This window comes from Pseudomonas aylmerensis, from assembly GCF_001702265.1.
In the GTDB taxonomy this organism is placed as follows: Bacteria; Pseudomonadota; Gammaproteobacteria; order Pseudomonadales; family Pseudomonadaceae; genus Aquipseudomonas; species Aquipseudomonas aylmerensis.
The window spans coordinates 579818-598577 of sequence record NZ_MAUE01000045.1 but is presented as its reverse complement, the minus strand read 5'-3'; the positions used below and the strand labels follow the sequence as shown (position 1 = coordinate 598577).

Annotated in this window: 16 protein-coding genes; 9 read left to right on the top strand and 7 right to left on the bottom strand. The window is 61.8% G+C overall.

From position 1 onward, the window contains the following. Positions 1 to 138: 138 nt before the first annotated feature. The 6 genes from prpD to BBG20_RS28585 all read right to left on the bottom strand — a co-directional run bounded on the left by prpD (position 139) and on the right by BBG20_RS28585 (position 8593). Positions 139 to 1623, bottom strand: a complete 1485-nt coding sequence (gene prpD / locus BBG20_RS28610; protein WP_065909508.1) for a 2-methylcitrate dehydratase — start codon at positions 1621 to 1623, stop codon at positions 139 to 141. 212 nt (positions 1624 to 1835) lie between these two features. Next, on the bottom strand, positions 1836 to 3026 hold the full coding sequence (gene prpF / locus BBG20_RS28605) for a 2-methylaconitate cis-trans isomerase PrpF (protein ID WP_065909506.1): 1191 nt from the start codon (positions 3024 to 3026) through the stop codon (positions 1836 to 1838). Positions 3027 to 3037: 11 nt separating this feature from the next. Next, the gene (gene acnD / locus BBG20_RS28600; protein ID WP_065909504.1) at positions 3038 to 5632 is read right to left on the bottom strand and encodes a Fe/S-dependent 2-methylisocitrate dehydratase AcnD; all 2595 of its coding nucleotides are present in this window, start codon (positions 5630 to 5632) and stop codon (positions 3038 to 3040) included. Positions 5633 to 5770: 138 nt separating this feature from the next. Next, complete coding sequence (gene prpC, locus BBG20_RS28595; protein ID WP_065909502.1) at positions 5771 to 6898, bottom strand: bifunctional 2-methylcitrate synthase/citrate synthase; 1128 nt, start codon at positions 6896 to 6898, stop codon at positions 5771 to 5773. 93 nt (positions 6899 to 6991) lie between these two features. After that, complete coding sequence (gene prpB / locus BBG20_RS28590) at positions 6992 to 7885, bottom strand: methylisocitrate lyase (protein ID WP_065909500.1); 894 nt, start codon at positions 7883 to 7885, stop codon at positions 6992 to 6994. 3 nt (positions 7886 to 7888) lie between these two features. Further along, the gene (locus BBG20_RS28585; protein WP_065909498.1) at positions 7889 to 8593 is read right to left on the bottom strand and encodes a GntR family transcriptional regulator; all 705 of its coding nucleotides are present in this window, start codon (positions 8591 to 8593) and stop codon (positions 7889 to 7891) included. A 270-nt stretch (positions 8594 to 8863) separates the two neighbouring features. On the opposite strand from BBG20_RS28585, the gene rloA reads away from it, so the two are divergent. From rloA to BBG20_RS28555, 6 genes are all read left to right on the top strand, one after another. Further along, positions 8864 to 9397 (top strand): retropepsin-like aspartic peptidase RloA, encoded by a 534-nt coding sequence (gene rloA / locus BBG20_RS28580; RefSeq protein WP_065909496.1) that lies wholly within the window; start codon positions 8864 to 8866, stop codon positions 9395 to 9397. 5 nt (positions 9398 to 9402) lie between these two features. Then, positions 9403 to 10935, top strand: a complete 1533-nt coding sequence (rloB, locus tag BBG20_RS28575; protein WP_065909494.1) for an osmotic stress tolerance membrane protein RloB — start codon at positions 9403 to 9405, stop codon at positions 10933 to 10935. Next, positions 10935 to 11921, top strand: a complete 987-nt coding sequence (locus BBG20_RS28570) for an alpha-L-glutamate ligase-like protein (RefSeq protein ID WP_065909492.1) — start codon at positions 10935 to 10937, stop codon at positions 11919 to 11921. The genes rloB and BBG20_RS28570 overlap by 1 nt, the downstream gene beginning before the upstream one ends. Before the next feature lie 157 nt (positions 11922 to 12078). Next, the gene (pabB, locus tag BBG20_RS28565) at positions 12079 to 13422 is read left to right on the top strand and encodes an aminodeoxychorismate synthase component I (protein ID WP_065909489.1); all 1344 of its coding nucleotides are present in this window, start codon (positions 12079 to 12081) and stop codon (positions 13420 to 13422) included. A gap of 208 nt (positions 13423 to 13630) precedes the next feature. Continuing rightward, positions 13631 to 13933 (top strand): type II toxin-antitoxin system HigB family toxin, encoded by a 303-nt coding sequence (locus tag BBG20_RS28560; protein WP_065909487.1) that lies wholly within the window; start codon positions 13631 to 13633, stop codon positions 13931 to 13933. Further along, positions 13933 to 14289 carry a helix-turn-helix domain-containing protein gene (locus BBG20_RS28555; protein WP_065909482.1) on the top strand — a complete coding sequence of 119 codons (357 nt, stop codon included), beginning with the start codon at positions 13933 to 13935 and terminating at the stop codon, positions 14287 to 14289. Before BBG20_RS28560 ends, BBG20_RS28555 begins: the two co-directional genes overlap by 1 nt. Before the next feature lie 74 nt (positions 14290 to 14363). On the opposite strand, the gene thrH is transcribed toward BBG20_RS28555, so the two are convergent. Then, positions 14364 to 14981 carry a bifunctional phosphoserine phosphatase/homoserine phosphotransferase ThrH gene (thrH, locus tag BBG20_RS28550; RefSeq protein WP_065909480.1) on the bottom strand — a complete coding sequence of 206 codons (618 nt, stop codon included), beginning with the start codon at positions 14979 to 14981 and terminating at the stop codon, positions 14364 to 14366. Positions 14982 to 15134: 153 nt separating this feature from the next. Between thrH and BBG20_RS28545 the strand changes: the two genes are divergently transcribed. From BBG20_RS28545 to BBG20_RS28535, 3 genes are all read left to right on the top strand, one after another. Then, the gene (locus BBG20_RS28545) at positions 15135 to 15869 is read left to right on the top strand and encodes a phosphoadenylyl-sulfate reductase (protein ID WP_065909478.1); all 735 of its coding nucleotides are present in this window, start codon (positions 15135 to 15137) and stop codon (positions 15867 to 15869) included. 416 nt (positions 15870 to 16285) lie between these two features. Beyond that, entirely contained in the window at positions 16286 to 17812 is a 1527-nt protein-coding gene (locus BBG20_RS28540) for an NCS1 family nucleobase:cation symporter-1 (protein WP_065909477.1), read from the top strand. A gap of 13 nt (positions 17813 to 17825) precedes the next feature. Then, on the top strand, positions 17826 to 18554 hold the full coding sequence (locus BBG20_RS28535; RefSeq protein WP_065909475.1) for an aspartate/glutamate racemase family protein: 729 nt from the start codon (positions 17826 to 17828) through the stop codon (positions 18552 to 18554). Positions 18555 to 18760: the final 206 nt, after the last annotated feature.

Genomic DNA, 18760 nt, shown 5'->3' with positions numbered 1-18760 from the left:
CAAGCCCGTCTGCACGACACCGACCCCTTGTGGGAGCTGGCTTGCCTGCGATGAATTCACCTCGGTCCTCCAGAAGTATCGAGGCGATGCCATCGCGGGCAAGCCCGGCTCCCACACAAGCCGGGGCCGACACGCTGGCTAGATCACGAATAAATCGACAAACCGGTTTACCGGTGTGGCTTCAAGCCGTGCCTGGTCTTTGCACAAGGCAAAAATCTCGGCGCTGCGCTGCGCGGTGAAGCGTGTGGCCAGGTTGGCCTTGAACTTGTCCTCCAGTAACGGAATGCCGTGCACCCGACGCCGACGATGACCGATCGGGTATTCCACCGCGACCTGCTCGGTGCTGGAGCCATCCTTGAAAAACACCTGCACCGCGTTGGCGATCGAGCGCTTGTCGGCTTCCAGGTATTCGCGGCTGTAGCGTGGATCTTCGACGATGACCATCTTGTCGCGCAGCTCATCGATGATCGGGTGCGCCGCATGGAATTCATCTTCGTACTGCTCGGCCACCAGGTCGCCGAACACCAGCGGCACGGCGGTCATGTATTGCAGGCAGTGGTCACGGTCGGCGGCGTTGGCCAGTGGGCCGACCTTGGAAATGATGCGAATCGCCGACTCATGAGTGGTGATCACGATGCGTTCGATCTGGTGCAGGCGCTCCTTGACCTGCGGGTGCAAGGTCACCGCCGCCTCGCAGGCGGTTTGCGCGTGGAACTCGGCGGGGAAGCTGATTTTGAACAGCACGTTCTCCATCACATAGGTGCCATACGGCTGGGACAGGCTGAACGCGCGCTTGTCTTCGGGCTTGAGGGCCAGGTCCTTGTTGGTGTGGCTGAACAGCACGTCGTAGAACCCCCACTGCGGCGCACTCAGCACACCGGGGATGCCCATCTCACCGCGCAGGGCGATGTCCGCCAGGCGTACGCCACGGCTCGACGCGTCCCCCGCCGCCCAGGATTTGCGCGAGCCGGCGTTCGGCGCATGGCGGTAGGTGCGCAAGGCCTGGCCATCGACAAAGGCGTGAGACAGCGCCGCCAGCAGTTGTTCGCGATTGGCGCCCATCAGCTTGGCAGTGACGGCAGTCGAGGCGACTTTCACCAGCAGCACATGGTCAAGGCCGACGCGGTTGAAGGAGTTTTCCAGGGCAATCACGCCCTGGATCTCATGCGCCATGATCATCGCTTCCAGCACCGCACGTACGGTCAGCGGCGCATCGCCATTGGCCACGCGTTTCTGCGAGAGGTGATCGGCCACGGCCAGGATGCCGCCGAGGTTATCCGACGGGTGGCCCCACTCGGCGGCGAGCCAGGTGTCGTTGTAGTCGAGCCAGCGCACGATGCAACCGATGTCCCAGGCCGCCTTGACCGGGTCGAGGCGAAACGACGTGCCCGGCACCCGCGCGCCGAACGGCACCACCGTGCCCTCGACCAACGGCCCCAGGTGCTTGGTGCACTCGGGGAAACGCAGGGCCAGCAGCCCGCAACCGAGGGTGTCCATCAGGCAGTTGCGGGCGGTGTCCAGTGCCGCCTCGGAATCGATCCGGTAATCGAGGACGTAGTCGGCGATGTCCTGCAACACCTGGTCGTAGTCGGGGCGGTTGTTCTGGTCGACGTTGGCGCTCATGGCAGTTCTCCAAAAGTTAGGGGTTGTTCCATCCTCAGGGTCAGGTTGATGTGTCATGGCAGGTCTGATTGCCTGCCTTGGTCCTACGCAAATCCTCGCCCCCTTTGCAGGCGCTGGCTTGCCGGCGATAGCGGTTTGTCAGTTCAGACAAGTGTGGCCTGACACGCCGTCATCGCGGGCAAGCCCGCTCCCACAAGGGAGCGGTGTTGATGTTAGAAAGCGTCGCCGGGAATGCGTACCCAGCCTTCCATCAATACCCGCGCACTGCGGCTCATGATGGCTTTTTTCACGACCCACTCACCGTTCACCTGGGTCGCTTCCGCGCCGACGCGCAAGGTGCCGGACGGATGCCCGAAGCGCACGGCATTACGCTCGATGCCGCCTGCAGCGAGGTTGACCAGCGTGCCGGAAATCGCTGCCGCCGTGCCGATCGCCACCGCGGCGGTGCCCATCATCGCGTGGTGCAGCTTGCCCATGGACAGTGCGCGCACCAGCAAATCCACATCGCCGGCCTTGATCGCCTTGCCGCTGGACGCCACGTAATCCGCAGGTTTAGCCACAAACGCGACCTTCGGCGTGTGTTGACGCTGGGCGGCTTCGTCCAGGTGCTTGATCAGGCCCATGCGCAACGCGCCATGGGCGCGCACGGTTTCGAACATCGCCAGCGCCTTGGGGTCGCTGTTGATCGCACCCTGCAGCTCGGTGCCGGTGTAGCCGAGGTCTTCGGCATTGATGAAAATCGTCGGGATGCCGGCGTTGATCAATGTCGCCTTGAAGGTGCCGATACCCGGAACTTCGAGGTCGTCGACCAGGTTGCCGGTAGGGAACATCGAGCCACCACCGCCCTCCTCTTCCGCCGCCGGATCGATGAACTCCAGCTGCACTTCGGCAGCCGGAAAGGTCACGCCATCCAGCTCGAAATCGCCGGTCTCCTGCACCGCGCCGTCAGTGATCGGCACGTGGGCGATGATGGTCTTGCCGATATTGGCCTGCCATACCCGCACCACGGCCACGCCGTTGTGGGGCACGCGCGCCGGGTCGACCAACCCGGCGCTGATGGCGAACGAGCCGACTGCCGCCGACAGGTTGCCGCAATTGCCGCTCCAGTCGACAAACGGCTTGTCGATGGAGACCTGGCCAAACAGGTAGTCCACGTCGTGATCGGCGCGGGTGCTTTTGGCGAGGATCACGCTCTTGCTGGTGCTCGACGTGGCGCCGCCCATGCCATCGATCTGTTTGTCATAGGGGTCGGGGCTGCCGATGACCCGTAACAGCAAGGCATCGCGTGCGGCGCCCGGCACCTGCGCCGCTTCGGGCAGGTCCTTGAGGCTGAAAAACACGCCCTTGCTGGTGCCGCCACGCATGTAGGTGGCGGGGATCTTGATTTGCGCTGCGTGTGCCATGGTTATCCTCTTCAGGCGGTCGCCGCCGATTCCAGGAAGTCCTGGGCAAAACGTTGCAACACGCCGCCCGCCTCGTAGATCGACACTTCTTCGGCGGTGTCCAGGCGGCAGGTCACCGGCACTTCGACACGTTCGCCATTCTTGCGGTTGATCACCAGGGTCAGCCGCGCACGCGGGGTGCGCTCACCGACCACGTCATAGGTTTCGCTGCCGTCGATCTGCAGGGTGTGGCGGTCGGTGCCCGGCAGGAATTCCAGCGGCAACACGCCCATGCCGACCAGGTTGGTGCGGTGGATGCGCTCGAAGCCTTCGGCGGCAATCGCTTCCACACCGGCCAGGCGCACGCCCTTGGCCGCCCAGTCGCGGGACGAGCCCTGGCCGTAGTCGGCGCCGGCAATGATGATCAGCGGTTGCTTGCGTTCCATGTAGGTTTCGATGGCTTCCCACATCCGCGTGACCTGGCCTTCCGGCTCGATACGCGCCAGCGAACCCTGCTTGACCTTGCCGTTCTCCTGCACCATTTCATTGAATAGTTTCGGGTTGGCGAACGTCGCGCGCTGCGCGGTCAGGTGGTCGCCACGGTGCGTCGCGTACGAGTTGAAGTCGACTTCCGGCAGGCCCATCTTCGCCAGGTATTCGCCGGCGGCGCTGTCGAGCATGATCGCGTTGGACGGCGACAGGTGATCGGTGGTGATGTTGTCCGGCAGTACCGCCAGCGGACGCATGCCCTTGAGCGGACGGGCGCCGGCCAGGGCGCCTTCCCAATACGGCGGACGCCGGATATAGGTGCTCTGCGGGCGCCACTCGTACAGCGGCGCCACTTTGGGGCCGCTGTCTTCGTGGATGGCGAACATCGGGATGTACACGGCGCGGAACTGCTCCGGCTTGACCGAGGCCTTGACCACGGCGTCGATTTCTTCATCGCTTGGCCAGATGTCCTGCAAGCGGATTTCCTTGCCCTCGGCGTCCAAGCCCAGCACATCCTTTTCGATGTCGAAACGGATGGTGCCGGCAATCGCGTACGCCACCACCAGCGGCGGTGAAGCCAGGAACGCTTGCTTGGCGTACGGGTGGATACGCCCGTCGAAGTTGCGATTGCCCGACAGCACGGCGGTGGCGTACAGGTCGCGGTCGATGATCTCTTGCTGGATCACCGGATCGAGCGCACCGGACATGCCGTTGCAGGTGGTGCAGGCGAAGGCCACCACGCCGAAGCCAAGCTTTTCCAGCTCATGGCCCAGGCCGGCTTCTTCCAGGTACATGGCCACGGTTTTCGAGCCCGGGGCCAGCGACGACTTGACCCACGGTTTGCGCGTCAAGCCGAGCTTGTTGGCGTTGCGCGCCAGCAGGCCGGCAGCGATCACGTTGCGCGGGTTGCTGGTGTTGGTGCAACTGGTGATGGCGGCGATGATCACCGCGCCGTCGGGCATTTGCCCCGGCACTTCTTCCCATTGGCCGGAAATGCCTTTGGCGGCCAGGTCACGGGTAGCGACGCGGGCGTGCGGGTTGCTCGGGCCGGCCATATTGCGCACGACGCTGGACAGGTCGAAGGTCAGGCCGCGCTCGTATTGCGCGCCCTTCAGATCATCGCCCCACAAGCCGGTGTGGCGAGCGTACTGCTCGACCAGGGTGACTTGCTCGTCTTCGCGGCCAGTGAGTTTCAGGTAGGCGATGGTTTGCTGATCGATATAGAACATGGCCGCGGTGGCGCCGTATTCCGGCGCCATGTTGGAGATGGTCGCGCGGTCGCCCAGGGTCAGCTTCGAGGCGCCTTCGCCGAAAAACTCCAGCCACGCACCGACGACTTTCTGTTGACGCAGGAACTCGGTCAACGCCAGCACCATGTCGGTGGCGGTGATGCCCGGCAGCAGCTTGCCGGTCAGCTCTACACCGATGATTTCCGGCAGGCGCATCCACGACGCGCGACCGAGCATCACGCTCTCGGCTTCCAGGCCGCCGACGCCGATGGCGATCACGCCGAGGGCATCCACGTGTGGGGTATGGCTGTCGGTGCCGACGCAAGTGTCGGGGAAGGCCACGCCGTCGCGTACCTGGATCACCGGGGACATTTTCTCCAGGTTGATCTGGTGCATGATGCCGTTGCCTGGCGGGATCACGTCGACGTTCTTGAAGGCCTTTTTGGTCCACTCGATAAAGTGGAAACGGTCTTCGTTGCGGCGGTCTTCGATGGCGCGGTTTTTCTCGAAGGCGTCCGGGTCAAAACCACCGGCTTCGACCGCCAGGGAGTGATCGACGATCAGTTGAGTCGGCACCACCGGGTTGACCTGGGCCGGGTCGCCGCCTTGCAGGGCGATGGCATCGCGAAGACCGGCGAGGTCCACCAGCGCGGTCTGGCCGAGGATGTCATGGCACACCACACGCGCCGGAAACCACGGGAAATCGAGGTCGCGCTTGCGCTCGATCAATTGGCTCAGGGAGGCGTTGAGAGTTGCCGGGTCGCAACGGCGTACCAGGTTCTCCGCAAGCACGCGGGAGGTGTAGGGCAAGGTGGCGTAGGCACCGGGGCTGATTGCATCGACAGCCGCGCGGGCGTCGTAGAAATCCAGGCGGCTGCCGGGGAGCGGTTTGCGAAATTCAGTGTTCATCGTCAGGACTCGGTCACGGTAGTTACAAAAGAAGAACCGAAGCAGATCCAGAATTGGAATGTGATCAAAATGTGGGAGGGGGCAAGCCCCCTCCCACACTTGACCTCATACCCATTCCCGAATCGCCGGGTGCCTCACTCAGCGACGTTCGATTGGCACGAACTTGCGCTGCTCGACGCCGATGTACTCGGCGCTTGGACGGATGATGCGGTTGTTGGCGCGCTGCTCGAACACGTGCGCGGCCCAGCCAGTGAGGCGCGAGCACACGAAGATCGGCGTGAATAGCTTGGTCGGGATGCCCATGAAGTGGTACGCCGAGGCATGGTAGAAGTCGGCATTCGGGAACAACTTTTTCTGCTCCCACATGGTCTTGTCGATGGCTTCGGACACCGGGAACAGCACCTTGTCGCCTACTTCGTCGGCGAGTTTTTTCGACCAGCCCTTGATCACTTCATTACGCGGGTCGCTGTCTTTGTAGATCGCGTGGCCAAAGCCCATGATCTTGTCCTTGCGCGCCAGCATGCCGAGGGTGCCTTCGACAGCTTCCTCGGCCGAACCGAAGCGCTCGATCATTTCCATCGCCGCTTCGTTGGCGCCGCCGTGCAGCGGGCCACGCAGCGAGCCGATGGCGGCGGTGACGCAGGAATACAGGTCGGACAGGGTCGAGGCACACACGCGGGCGGTGAAGGTCGAGGCGTTGAACTCGTGCTCGGCGTAGAGGATCAGCGACACGTTCATGACTTTCACGTGCAGCTCGCTCGGCTTCTTGCCGTGCAGCAGGTGCAGGAAGTGGCCGCCAATGGTTGGCTCGTCGGTCACGCAGTCGATGCGCTTGCCGTCGTGGCTGAAGCGGTACCAGTAGCACATGATCGCCGGGAACGCGGCGAGCAGGCGATCGGTCACGTCGCGCTGCACGCTGAAGTCTTTTTCGGGTTCGATATTGCCCAGGAACGAGCAACCGGTGCGCATCACGTCCATCGGGTGTGCGTCAGCGGGGATGCGCTCCAGCACTTCTTTCAACGCTTGCGGCAGGTCGCGCAGCTTGCCCAGCTTGGCGCTGTAGGCGGCCAGCTCGGCTTTGGTCGGCAACTCGCCGTACAGCAGCAGGTAGGCAACTTCTTCAAACTGCGCATCGGCGGCCAGTTCTCGCACGTCGTAGCCGCGATAGGTCAGGCCGGCACCCGCCTGGCCCACGGTCGACAGTGCGGTCTGCCCGGCCACCTGGCCACGCAGGCCGGCGCCACTCAGTACTTTTGCTTCAGCCATGTCTGTTCTCCAATCTTGAATTTATTCGGGAGGCGTTCGTCAACCTCGACCCTGCAGGAGCCGGTTTGCCGGCTCCTGCAGGGTTGGCAGGCATTACTTTTTCGCGGCAAACAGTGCGTCGAGCTTCTGCTCGAAGGTGTGGTAGTCGATGCGATCGTAAAGCTCCATGCGGGTTTGCATGGTGTCGATCACGTTCTGTTGGGTGCCGTCGCGACGGATCGCGGTGTAGACATTCTCAGCGGCCTTGTTCATGGCGCGGAAAGCCGAGAGCGGGTACAGCACGATGGAAACATCGGCAGATTTCAACTGTTCGACGGTGTACAGCGGGGTCGCACCGAACTCGGTGATGTTGGCCAGGATCGGGGCTTTCACGCGGGAGGCGAACAGCTTGTACATGTCCAACTCGGTGATGGCTTCCGGAAACACCATGTCGGCGCCGGCCTCGATGCACGCGGCGGCACGCTCCAGGGCCGATTCCAGGCCTTCGACGGCCAGCGCGTCGGTGCGCGCCATGATCACGAAGCTGTCATCGGTGCGCGCATCCACGGCGGCCTTGATGCGGTCGACCATTTCCTGCTGCGACACGATTTCTTTATTAGGACGATGACCGCAGCGCTTGGCGCCTACCTGGTCTTCGATATGGATAGCGGCGGCGCCGAACTTGATCATCGACTTGACGGTGCGCGCCACGTTGAACGCCGAGGAGCCGAAGCCGGTGTCCACGTCCACCAGCAGCGGCAGGTCGCACACGTCGGTGATGCGGCGCACGTCGGTGAGTACGTCGTCCAGGCCGGTGATGCCCAGGTCAGGCACGCCCAGGGAACCGGCAGCCACCCCGCCACCCGACAGGTAGATCGCCTTGAAACCGGCGCGCTTGGCCAGCAGCGCGTGGTTGGCGTTGATTGCACCGACCACCTGCAGCGGCTGCTCGCTGGCGACCGCGTCACGGAAACGCTGGCCTGGAGTGCTTTTGTTGTTAGAACTCATGACTCACCTCTTCAGGGGGGCGCCGTCGGGGAAATGACGGGCAATGTTGCGTTTGGAAGCGCCGATGTGCCGGCGCATCAACAATTCGGCCAGTTCGCCGTCGCGGTCGGCAATCGCATCCAGGATGCGATGGTGCTCGGCGAAGGCCTGGCGTGGACGATTGGGGGTGGCGGAAAACTGGATGCGGTACATGCGCACCAATTGGTACAGCTCGCCGCAGAGCATTTGGGTCAGGGTGCGATTACCGGCGCCTTGAATTATCCGGTAATGAAAATCGAAGTCGCCTTCCTGCTGGTAGTAGCCGAGGCCGGCCTGGAATGCTTCGTCGCGCTCATGGGTGTGCAGCACCTGGCGCAACTCCTCGATTTCCGCGTCGGTCATGCGCTCGGCGGCCAGGCGACACGCCATGCCTTCCAGCGACTCGCGGATTTCATACAGTTCGATCAGCTCGGCATGGCTCAACGACACGACCCTGGCGCCCACGTGGGGCACGCGCACCAGCAGGCGCTGGCCTTCCAGGCGGTGGATCGCCTCGCGCAACGGGCCACGGCTGATGCCGTAAGTGCGCGCCAGTTCCGGCTCGGAGATCTTGCTGCCGGGGGCGATCTCACCCTTGACGATGGCGGCCTGGATACGGCGAAAGACGTTCTCCGACATCGTTTGGGATTCGTCCGACGCGATTATCGGAGCTTCTGGCTGACCCAGCATATTGTCGACACCTTCAAAAGCAATGCCGCAAAAACTAGCCAATCAGGCCTGCTTAGTCAAAGAATAAATCCACATTGTCGACAATCGTCTAATAACCCTTGATGCGCCCGCCCCCGGCATGGCCGGCTGCCAGCGCTGGCGCCAAAAAAGCATCATGTTAGAATGCCCGCCGCATTTGCCTGACATCGCTTGATGAAACGGCGCACCAGAGATTGAGCAGCAATGCCAGTCGCCATGAATGGAACATCGCACTGCACCGCCTCAGGATCTATGAGACTCAAGCCCTTCCCCCTGTTTTGCCTACTGTTCGTCCCCGGTCTTGGCATTGCCGCCGAGAAGACCGTGTATGGCCTCAACGAATACGCCCAATTGGCCGGCATCGACCTCGAAGTCGCGGCCAAGCTGGACACGGGTGCCAAGACCGCGTCCCTCAGCGCCCGTGACATCAAGCGCTTCAAGCGCAACGGCGAGTCCTGGGTGCGCTTCTACCTGGCGATCGACACCGCCCACTCCCATCCCATCGAACGCCCCCTGGCCCGCGTCAGCAAGATCAAGCGCCGCGCCGGTGACTACGACCCCGATGAGGACAAGAACTACACTGCCCGCCCGGTGATTGCCCTCGACATCTGCATGGGCACCGCTTTACGCAGCATCGAAGTGAACTTGACTGACCGCAGCGCCTTCCAATACCCGCTGCTGATCGGCTCCGAAGCGTTGAAACGCTTTGATGCGCTGGTCGACCCCAGTCTTAAATATGCAGCAGGCAAACCCGCCTGCGCCGCCGACGCTCATACCGCCGAGTAAACCGAATGCGCTCTCTGACCCTGCACCTGAAAATCCTCATCACCATCCTGGTGGTGCTGGGTATTTCGGTCACCGCCTACCAGATCTTCGTGCTGGGGATTCCCGTTACCGAGGACGCCACTGACGACTTGTGGAACATCGACGCCAAGGTCGAGTTCGTCGCCAACCCCAAGGACCCGGTGAAGATCCAGATGTTCGTGCCACCGCTGAGCCGCGACTTCGTCAGCCTCAATGAAAGCTTCATCTCCAATAACTATGGGGTGAGCGTCAATCGCATCGACGGCAACCGCAAGGTCACCTGGTCCGCGCGTCGGGCCAAGGGCAACCAGACCCTCTACTATCGCCTGGTATTGACCAAGCGCTACAGCGGCGAAAAGGTCAAGGTCAAGGGCCCGACCTTCCGCGACAGCATTGCCGTGGAAGGCCCGGAAAAAATCGCCGCCGAAGCCCTGCTGGCGCCGATTCGCCAGCACTCGGCCGACGTCGAGACCTTTATCAGCGAAGCCATCAAGCGCACCAACAACCTCAACGACGACAACGTCAAGCTGCTGCTGGCGGGCGACCCGTCGACGCCGCACAAGGCCAAGATCGTCGAGTTGCTGCTGTCCATCGCCCATGTGCCGGTGGAAAAAGTCCACACCATTCGCCTGGTGGCCGACCAGCCGCAAGCCCCGGAACTGTGGCTGCGCAGCTTCAATGGCAATGACTGGCTGTACTTCAACCCGGAGACCGGCGAGCAAGGCCTGCCCGCCGACCGCCTGCTGTGGTGGACCGGCGATGAAAACCTGATCACCGTGGATGGCGGCAAGAAAGCCATGGTCACCTTCAGCCTGAACAACAGCGAGATGAACGCCATTCGCCTGGCCAAGCTGACCGACGAGAACACCGACGCCAACTTCCTCGAGTACTCGCTGTACGGCTTGCCGCTGCAAACCCAGCAGACCTTCATGATCATGGTGATGATCCCGATCGGCGTGCTGGTGATCCTGATCCTGCGCAACCTGATCGGCCTGCAGACGCTCGGCACGTTCACGCCGGTGCTGATCGCGCTGGCGTTCCGCGAGACACAGTTGGGCTTCGGGATTGTGCTGTTCACCATTATTACCGCGCTGGGGCTGTCCCTGCGTTCCTACCTGGAACACTTGAAGCTGCAGATGCTGCCGAGGCTCTCGGTGGTGCTGACCTTCGTGGTGGTGCTGATCGCCGCCATCAGCCTGTTCAGCCACAAGCTGGGGCTGGAGCGCGGCCTGTCGGTGGCGCTGTTCCCGATGGTGATCCTGACCATGACCATCGAACGCCTGTCGATCACCTGGGAAGAACGCGGCGCCAACCATGCGCTGAAAGTCGCGATCGGCACGCTGTTCGCCGCCTCCCTGGCGCACCTGATCATGAGCGTGCCGGAGTTGGTCTACTTCGTGTTCACCTTCCCGGCGATCCTGCTGATCCTGGTGGGCTTCATGCTGGCCATGGGGCGTTATCGCGGCTACCGCCTGACCGAACTGGTGCGCTTCAAGGCTTTCTTGAAGGCTGACTCGTAATGTTCGGCTTCTGGAAGACCTGGAAGGCCCTCGAAGCGCGGGGGATCATGGGCATCAACCGACGTAATGCCGACTACGTGCTCAAGTACAACAAGCGCAGCCTGTACCCGATCGTGGATGACAAGATCATCACCAAGGAACGGGCCATGGCTGCCGGCATCCACGTGCCGGAAATGTACGGGGTGATTTCCACCGAGAAGGAAATCGACAAGCTCGACGAGATCATCGGCGGGCGCAGCGACTTCGTGATCAAGCCGGCGCAGGGCGCCGGCGGCGACGGCATCCTGGTGGTGGCGGACCGTTTTGAGGGCCGCTACCGCACGGTGTCGGGCAAGATCATCAGCCATGAAGAGATCGAGCACCAAATTTCCAGCATCCTCACCGGCCTGTACTCCCTGGGCGGCCACCGCGACCGTGCGCTGATCGAATACCGCGTGGTGCCCGACCAGATCTTCAAGAGCATCAGCTACGAAGGCGTGCCGGATATCCGCATCATCGTGCTGATGGGCTACCCGGTAATGGCCATGCTGCGCCTGCCGACCCGCCAGTCCGGCGGCAAGGCCAACCTGCACCAGGGCGCGATCGGTGTGGGTGTCGACCTGGCCACCGGCCTGACCCTGCGCGGTACCTGGCTGAACAACATCATCACCAAACACCCCGACACCACCAACGCGGTGGATGGCGTGCAACTGCCCAACTGGGACGGTTTCATGAAGCTCGCCGCCGGCTGCTATGAGCTGTGCGGGCTGGGTTATATCGGCGTGGACATGGTGCTGGACCAGGAGAAAGGCCCGCTGATTCTGGAACTGAATGCGCGGCCGGGGCTGAATATCCAGATCGCCAACGACTGCGGCCTGACCCTGCGCACCCACGCGGTCGAAGCGCGACTGGAAACACTCAAAGCCGCCGGCGTGACGGAAACCGCCGAGGTGCGAGTGAAGTTTGTGCAGGAGATGTTCGGGCATATACCGCTGGTGGAAGGCTGAGAACGTCATCGCCGGCTTGCCGGCGATAGCAGCCTGGGTAGCAATGAAGCGCTCAGGATAGGTCCTCGATCTAACTATCCCCGACATCCCCCCTAGGACGAGATCCTACAGAAGACTACAATCCCCTCCCCCCAAGCCAACGGCTGATCCACCCCGCATGTCGACCTGCTCCGTACACCCAGTGCCCTACCGGGCCAACCCCGCCGAGTATTTTGCGGCGATCCGCCATGCCCCTGGCGCGGTGCTGCTCGACAGCGGCCGCCCCTCAGCCGAGCGCGGTCGTTACGACGTGCTCAGCGCCTGGCCACTGGCGACGTTGACGGTACAACCTGACGAAAGCGGCAGCGATTTCCTGCAGCGTCTACGCGAAAATCTGACACAGCTGGGTGAGGCGGCGATCCCCCAGGGTCTGGAGCTGCCGTTTGCCGGGGGCCTGATTGGCTACCTGAGTTACGACTTTGGCCGGCACCTGGAACACATGCCGCAGCTGGCCGTGGACGATTTGCACCTGCCGGACGCACGCTTTGGGCTGTATGCCTGGGCACTGATCAGTGATCACCTGAAGCAGACCAGCCAATTGGTGTTTCATCCCTCGCTGGCCGATAGCGAGCGCCCACGGCTGACGGCGCTGTTCAGCCAGGGCGTTGTCGACACCGCCGCGATCTTCAAACTCCAGGGGCCAATGGCACCGGACCTCAGCGCCGAGGCTTATCGCCAAGCCATCGTGCGCATCCAGGACTATATCCAGGCCGGCGACTGCTACCAGGTCAACTTCGCGCAGCGTTTCCGCGCGCCGTGCAGCGGCGATCCCTGGGTGGCCTACTGCGCGCTGCGCGAAGCCTGCCCCACGCCATTCTCAGGGTTCCAGAGCCTGCCGGATGACGGCGCGCTACTCAGCCTGTCGCCGGAGCGTTTCGTGCACATCAGCGAACGCCGCGTCGAAACCCGTCCGATCAAGGGCACCCGCCCCCGGGGCCTCACGCCAGAGGAAGACGCGGCCAACGCCGCCGAACTGCTGGCCAGCCCCAAGGATCGCGCGGAGAACCTGATGATCGTCGACCTGCTGCGCAACGACCTCGGTCGCACCTGCCGTACCGGCTCGGTGCATGTCCCGGAACTGTTCAGCCTGGAAAGCTACCCCAACGTGCACCACCTGGTGAGCAGCGTGACCGGTGAATTGGCCGACACCAAGGATGCCCTCGACCTGATCGCCGGCAGCTTCCCCGGCGGCTCCATCACCGGCGCCCCGAAGATTCGCGCAATGCAGATCATCGACGAGCTGGAACCGACCCGACGCGGCCTGTACTGCGGCTCGCTGGTGTACCTGGACGTGCGCGGCGAGATGGACAGCTCCATCGCCATCCGCAGTTTGCTGGTCAAGGACGGCCAGGTGTGCTGCTGGGGCGGCGGCGGGATCGTCGCGGACTCGCAGTGGGAGGCCGAATATCAAGAGTCACTGACCAAGGTACGGGTGTTGTTACACACTTTGGAAAACCTGTAGGGCCGTCTTTCCGGCCTCCTGGCCACCCTGGCAAAAACCTGAATCAGAGCCGTTGTGGACGGCGCATGGGCGGGCGGATAGCGTCAACCGCCCACCAGCCCACTGTGAAGGATCACATGAAGCGACTGCCAGCTCGTCAGAAATCATTTCCGCGATTGCATCCCTTCCCACCTGCACCTATGATCTCCCAAATTGGGAGGTTGCAGCGATGCGGATAATCGCCCTCTCTACCTTACGAATATTCTGGGAAAGCCATCCCGCCCAGGCAGACGCCAAAACGCCGCTGATCGAGTTGTATCGTCATATGGAAAAGGCCGTTTACCCAACGCCACAAGCACTCAAGGCCGAGCTCAGGACCGCGAGCATTCTCAAGGGTGGCAGGGTGGTGTTCAACGTGGGTGGCAACAAATATCGAGTGATCATGGCGATCGATTATCAGCGACAGCTTGGGTTCATACGTTTCGTAGGGACTCACTCGCACTACGACCAGATCAATGCGGAGACCGTGTGATGAACATCAAACCGATACATTCCCAGGAGGACCTGACCGCTGCGCTTGCCCGCGTGGAACAGATCTGGGGAGCAGCGATGGGCTCACCTGAGGGTGACGAGCTGGAAATCCTCGCAATACTCATCGAAAAGTACGAGGCGGAGCATTTTCCAATGCCGCCTTCGGACCCGGTGGAAGCGATCAAATTTCGCATGGAGCAACTGGGCATGACCGCCCGTGATCTTGAGCCCTTCATTGGGACGAGCGGGCGAGTCTCCGAAGTGCTGAATCACAAGCGCAAGCTGAGCCTCTCAATGATCAAGCGCTTGCATGAAGGCCTGCGCATTCCTTATGAGCGGCTGCTGGCAGGGGCCTAGAATCTTTCACCAGCAAGCCGGCGCCTACATGGATTACACATGACCTGCAGGCGCCGGCTTGCCAGGGATAGTCGTTACAGGCTCAACTGCCGATTCGAGGCCTTGATGAACTCTTTCTTCAAATCCTCGAACGTATGCACCGCCGGGAATTGCGGGAACTCTCGAATCACATTCTCTGGCGCATGGAACAAAATCCCACGGTCGGCTTCGCCCAGCATGCTGGTGTCGTTGTAGGAATCGCCAGCGGCGATCACGCGGTAGTAGAGCGTCTTGAACGCCAGTACCGATTGGCGCTTGGGGTCTGTCTGGCGCAGTTGGTAGCTGACCACGCGGTCGTTTTCGTCGGTGATGAGGCGATGGCACAACAACGTCGGGAAGCCCAGCTGACGCATCAGCGGCTGCGAGAACTCGTAGAAGGTGTCGGACAGGATCACCACCTGGAAGCGTTCGCGCAGCCAATTGACGAACTCAATGGCGCCGTCCAGCGGCTTGAGGGTGGCGATCACTTCCTGGATGTCGGCGAGTTTCAGCCCGTGTTCGTCGAGGATGCGCAGGCGTTGCTTCATCAGCACGTCGTAGTCGGGAATGTCCCGGGTGGTGGCCCGCAAAGATTCAATACCGGTTTTTTCGGCGAAGGCGATCCAGATTTCCGGAACCAACACTCCTTCCAGGTCAAGACAGGCAATTTCCACAAGACGCTCCCATTGGTTTTATTGAATTGAGCCAGCAAAAAAGGACTGCCGAACTCTAGCGATTCAAGCCCGCCGCCGCAACGCAGGGCGGATTTTGATACCATCACTTCCCTATAGAGCGCTCAGCGCCACTGACCTGTAGGAACCGTCCTGATGAACCAAGCCTTCGACGTCGCTGAACTCGCCGCGACTTACGCCAACAAATCCGCCCAGGATATTCTCAAGCTGGCTTTCAGCCAGTTCGCTGATGACCTGTGGATTTCCTTCAGCGGCGCCGAGGACGTGGTGCTGGTGGACATGGCCTGGAAGCTCAACAAGAACGTCAAGGTGTTCAGCCTCGACACTGGCCGCCTGCACCCGGAGACCTACCGGTTCATCGAGCAGGTGCGCGATTTCTACAAGATCGATATCGAACTGATCTCGCCGGACCAGAGCAAACTGGAACCTTTCGTCAAAGAGAAAGGCCTGTTCAGCTTCTACAAGGACGGCCATGGCGAATGCTGCGGCGTGCGCAAGATCGAGCCGTTGCGCCGCAAGCTCTCGGGCGTCAGCGCCTGGGCTACTGGCCAGCGCCGTGACCAGAGTCCTGGCACACGCAGCCAGGTGGCGGCACTCGAAATCGATACGGCGTTTTCCACCCCGGAACGCACCCTGTACAAGTTCAACCCGCTCGCGCAGATGACCAGCGAAGAAGTCTGGGGCTACATCCGTATGCTCGAACTACCCTACAACAGCCTGCATGAACGCGGCTTCATCAGCATCGGCTGCGAACCCTGCACCCGCCCGGTGCTGCCGAACCAGCACGAGCGCGAAGGCCGCTGGTGGTGGGAAGAAGCCACGCAGAAGGAATGCGGGCTGCACGCCGGGAACATCATCAGCAAGGCCTGAGGGCCGATTTGGTTAAAAATCTGGGAGCGGGCTCGCCGTAGCAAGCCCGCCCTACATTTGTTCATTGTAGCCAGCAATCATGTACACAAAGATGTAACCATCGGTGCCATTTATGTGTGCAATTCTTCTGAGCCCGCACCATAACGTAACACCTCGACACGCCCTTCCCTTCCCCTCCTGAATCGACCCCAGGCAGCGTAAAAATAAATAGCTGTTCGAACGGTCAATTTATATCGCTTTAGATTCAGCTAGTTATTTGCCGACTCTACAAAAACGAAATTACCCGCCGTTTTCATAGAACGAAAACTGGCACGCATGTGGCTTAAGGTGAAAAACGCTTTGTATACAATAAATACAAAACCTACATACACTTTGCCATCGGCGGCTTGCCTGCCGATGTGCTGGAGCCTGCCGGAATGCGTACTAGTCTCTCCAATAATATCGCACTGGATCTGCCCTCCTCCCTGAGCCCCGAGACCACAGGTCCCGGCCCGCTGGTACTGAGCCCGCGCCTGCACAACAAGGACCTGGCGCCCACCAAGGTCGAAGGCCGGCGCTGGGGCCGCTACAGCATCTTTGCGCTGTGGACCAACGACGTGCACAACATCGCCAACTACTCGTTCGCCATTGGCTTGTACGCCCTGGGCCTGGGTGGCTGGCAGATCCTGTTGTCCCTGGGGATCGGCGCAGCGCTGGTGTATTTCTTCATGAACCTGTCGGGGTACATGGGGCAGAAGACCGGCGTGCCGTTTCCCGTGATCAGCCGTATCAGTTTCGGCATCCATGGCGCGCAGATCCCGGCACTGATCCGCGCGGTGATTGCGATTGCCTGGTTCGGAATCCAGACCTACCTGGCCTCGGTCGTTTTCCGCGTGTTGCTTACCGCCATTCATCCAGGCTTCGCCGCCTATGACCACAACTCGATTCTGGGCCTGTCGTCCCTTGGCTGGGCGTGTTTTGTCGCGATCTGGCTGGTACAGCTGGTGATCCTGGCCTACGGCATGGAGATGGTGCGGCGCTATGAAGGCTTCGCCGGGCCGGTGATTCTGCTGACGGTGGCCTCGCTGGCCGGCTGGATGTACTTCCAGGCGGGCGGCAACATTGCCTGGTCGATCCGTGAACCGCTGAGCGGCGGCGAGATGTGGCGCAATATCTTTGCCGGTGGCGCGCTGTGGCTGGCGATCTACGGCACGCTGATCCTCAACTTCTGCGACTTTGCCCGCTCCTCGCCGTGCCGCAAGACCATCCTGGTCGGCAACTTCTGGGGCCTGCCGGTGAATATCCTGGTGTTCGCGGCGATCACCGTGCTGCTCTGCGGCGGGCAGTTCCAGCTCAATGGCCGGGTGATCGAAAGCCCGACCGAAATCATCGCCGCCATCCCCAATACGTTTTTCCTGGTGCTCGGTTGCCTCGCATTCCTGATCGTCACCGTGGCGGTGAACATCATGGCCAACTTTGTCGCGCCCGCCTTTGTGCTGAGCAACCTGGCGCCCAAGTACCTGAACTTCCGCCGCGCCGGGTTGATCAGCGCCACCGTGGCGGTGCTGATCCTGCCGTGGAATCTCTACAACAGCCCGCTGGTGATCGTGTATTTCCTCTCTGGCCTGGGCGCGCTGCTGGGGCCGTTGTACGGGGTGATCATGGTCGATTACTGGTTGATCCGTAAAAGCCAGGTGGACGTGCCGCAGCTGTATAGCGAAGACCCGAAAGGCGTTTATTACTACAGCCGTGGGGTGAATATGCGTGCGGTCGCGGCGTTCATTCCTGCAGCGGTGATCGCCATCCTGTTGGCGCTGTTGCCGGGATTTGCCAGCGTCTCGCCGTTTTCCTGGCTGTTTGGCGCCGGTATTGCAGGGCTGCTGTACCTGCTGATCGCCAAGCGCCAGGCTTTCTACGCCGATGTCAGCGGCGAAAGCATTGCAGTCGATAACGTCAGTCATTAATCAAGGACCTTCCATGCGTATCCTCGTGGTCAACGTCAACACCACCGAATCCATCACCGAGACCATTGCCCAGCAGGCACGCGCTGTGGCGGCACCGGGCACCGAGATTGTCGGGCTCACGCCGTACTTCGGTGCGGAGTCGGTGGAGGGCAACTTTGAAAGCTACCTGGCCGCCATCGCCGTGATGGACCGCGTGATGGCCTACGACCAGCCGTTTGATGCGGTGATCCAGGCCGGCTACGGCGAACACGGCCGTGAAGGTTTGCAGGAATTGTTGAACGTGCCGGTGGTGGACATCACCGAAGCGGCCGCCAGCACCGCGATGTTTCTCGGTCATGCCTATTCGGTGGTGACCACCCTGGACCGTACCGTGCCGCTGATCGAGGACCGCCTGAAACTCGCCGGCCTGTACCAGCGCTGCGCCTCGGTGCGCGCCAGTGGCATGGCCGTATTGGAGCTGGAAGAAAACCCGCTGGCGGCCATGGAAGCCATTGTGCGCCAGGCAGAGTTGGCCATCAGCGAGGACAAAGCCGAGGTGATCTGCCTGGGTTGCGGCGGCATGGCCGGGCTGGATGAGCAGATTCGCCAGCACACCGGGGTGCCGGTGGTGGATGGCGTGACGGCGGCGGTGACCATCGCCGAATCCCTGGTGCGGCTGGGGTTGTCGACGTCGAAGATTCGTACGTATGCCACGCCGCGGCCGAAGAAAGTTATCGGCTGGCCGGGCAGGTTTGGTCGGTAGGGCGAGGTGGGGCTATCGCAGGCAAGCCAGCTCCCACATTGGAATGGGGTCGACCGGGCAGATTTGGTCGGTAGACCGAGGTCGGGGTATTGCTGGCAAGCCAGTTCCTACATAGGAATGGTGTCGACAGGGCAGGTTTGATCGGTAGGCCGAGGTGGGGGTATCGCAGGCAAGCCAGCTCCTACATTGGAATGAGATCGGTCGGG

Bases quoted from the DNA above. Each gene is read 5' to 3' on its own strand.
- prpD (WP_065909508.1), bottom strand. From the start codon at position 1,623: ATGAGCGCCAACGTCGACCAGAACAACCGCCCCGACTACGACCAGGTG.
- prpF (WP_065909506.1), bottom strand. From the start codon at position 3,026: ATGGCACACGCAGCGCAAATCAAGATCCCCGCCACCTACATGCGTGGC.
- acnD (WP_065909504.1), bottom strand. From the start codon at position 5,632: ATGAACACTGAATTTCGCAAACCGCTCCCCGGCAGCCGCCTGGATTTC.
- prpC (WP_065909502.1), bottom strand. From the start codon at position 6,898: ATGGCTGAAGCAAAAGTACTGAGTGGCGCCGGCCTGCGTGGCCAGGTG.
- prpB (WP_065909500.1), bottom strand. From the start codon at position 7,885: ATGAGTTCTAACAACAAAAGCACTCCAGGCCAGCGTTTCCGTGACGCG.
- BBG20_RS28585 (WP_065909498.1), bottom strand. From the start codon at position 8,593: ATGCTGGGTCAGCCAGAAGCTCCGATAATCGCGTCGGACGAATCCCAA.
- rloA (WP_065909496.1), top strand. From the start codon at position 8,864: ATGAGACTCAAGCCCTTCCCCCTGTTTTGCCTACTGTTCGTCCCCGGT.
- rloB (WP_065909494.1), top strand. From the start codon at position 9,403: ATGCGCTCTCTGACCCTGCACCTGAAAATCCTCATCACCATCCTGGTG.
- BBG20_RS28570 (WP_065909492.1), top strand. From the start codon at position 10,935: ATGTTCGGCTTCTGGAAGACCTGGAAGGCCCTCGAAGCGCGGGGGATC.
- pabB (WP_065909489.1), top strand. From the start codon at position 12,079: ATGTCGACCTGCTCCGTACACCCAGTGCCCTACCGGGCCAACCCCGCC.
- BBG20_RS28560 (WP_065909487.1), top strand. From the start codon at position 13,631: ATGCGGATAATCGCCCTCTCTACCTTACGAATATTCTGGGAAAGCCAT.
- BBG20_RS28555 (WP_065909482.1), top strand. From the start codon at position 13,933: ATGAACATCAAACCGATACATTCCCAGGAGGACCTGACCGCTGCGCTT.
- BBG20_RS28545 (WP_065909478.1), top strand. From the start codon at position 15,135: ATGAACCAAGCCTTCGACGTCGCTGAACTCGCCGCGACTTACGCCAAC.
- BBG20_RS28540 (WP_065909477.1), top strand. From the start codon at position 16,286: ATGCGTACTAGTCTCTCCAATAATATCGCACTGGATCTGCCCTCCTCC.
- BBG20_RS28535 (WP_065909475.1), top strand. From the start codon at position 17,826: ATGCGTATCCTCGTGGTCAACGTCAACACCACCGAATCCATCACCGAG.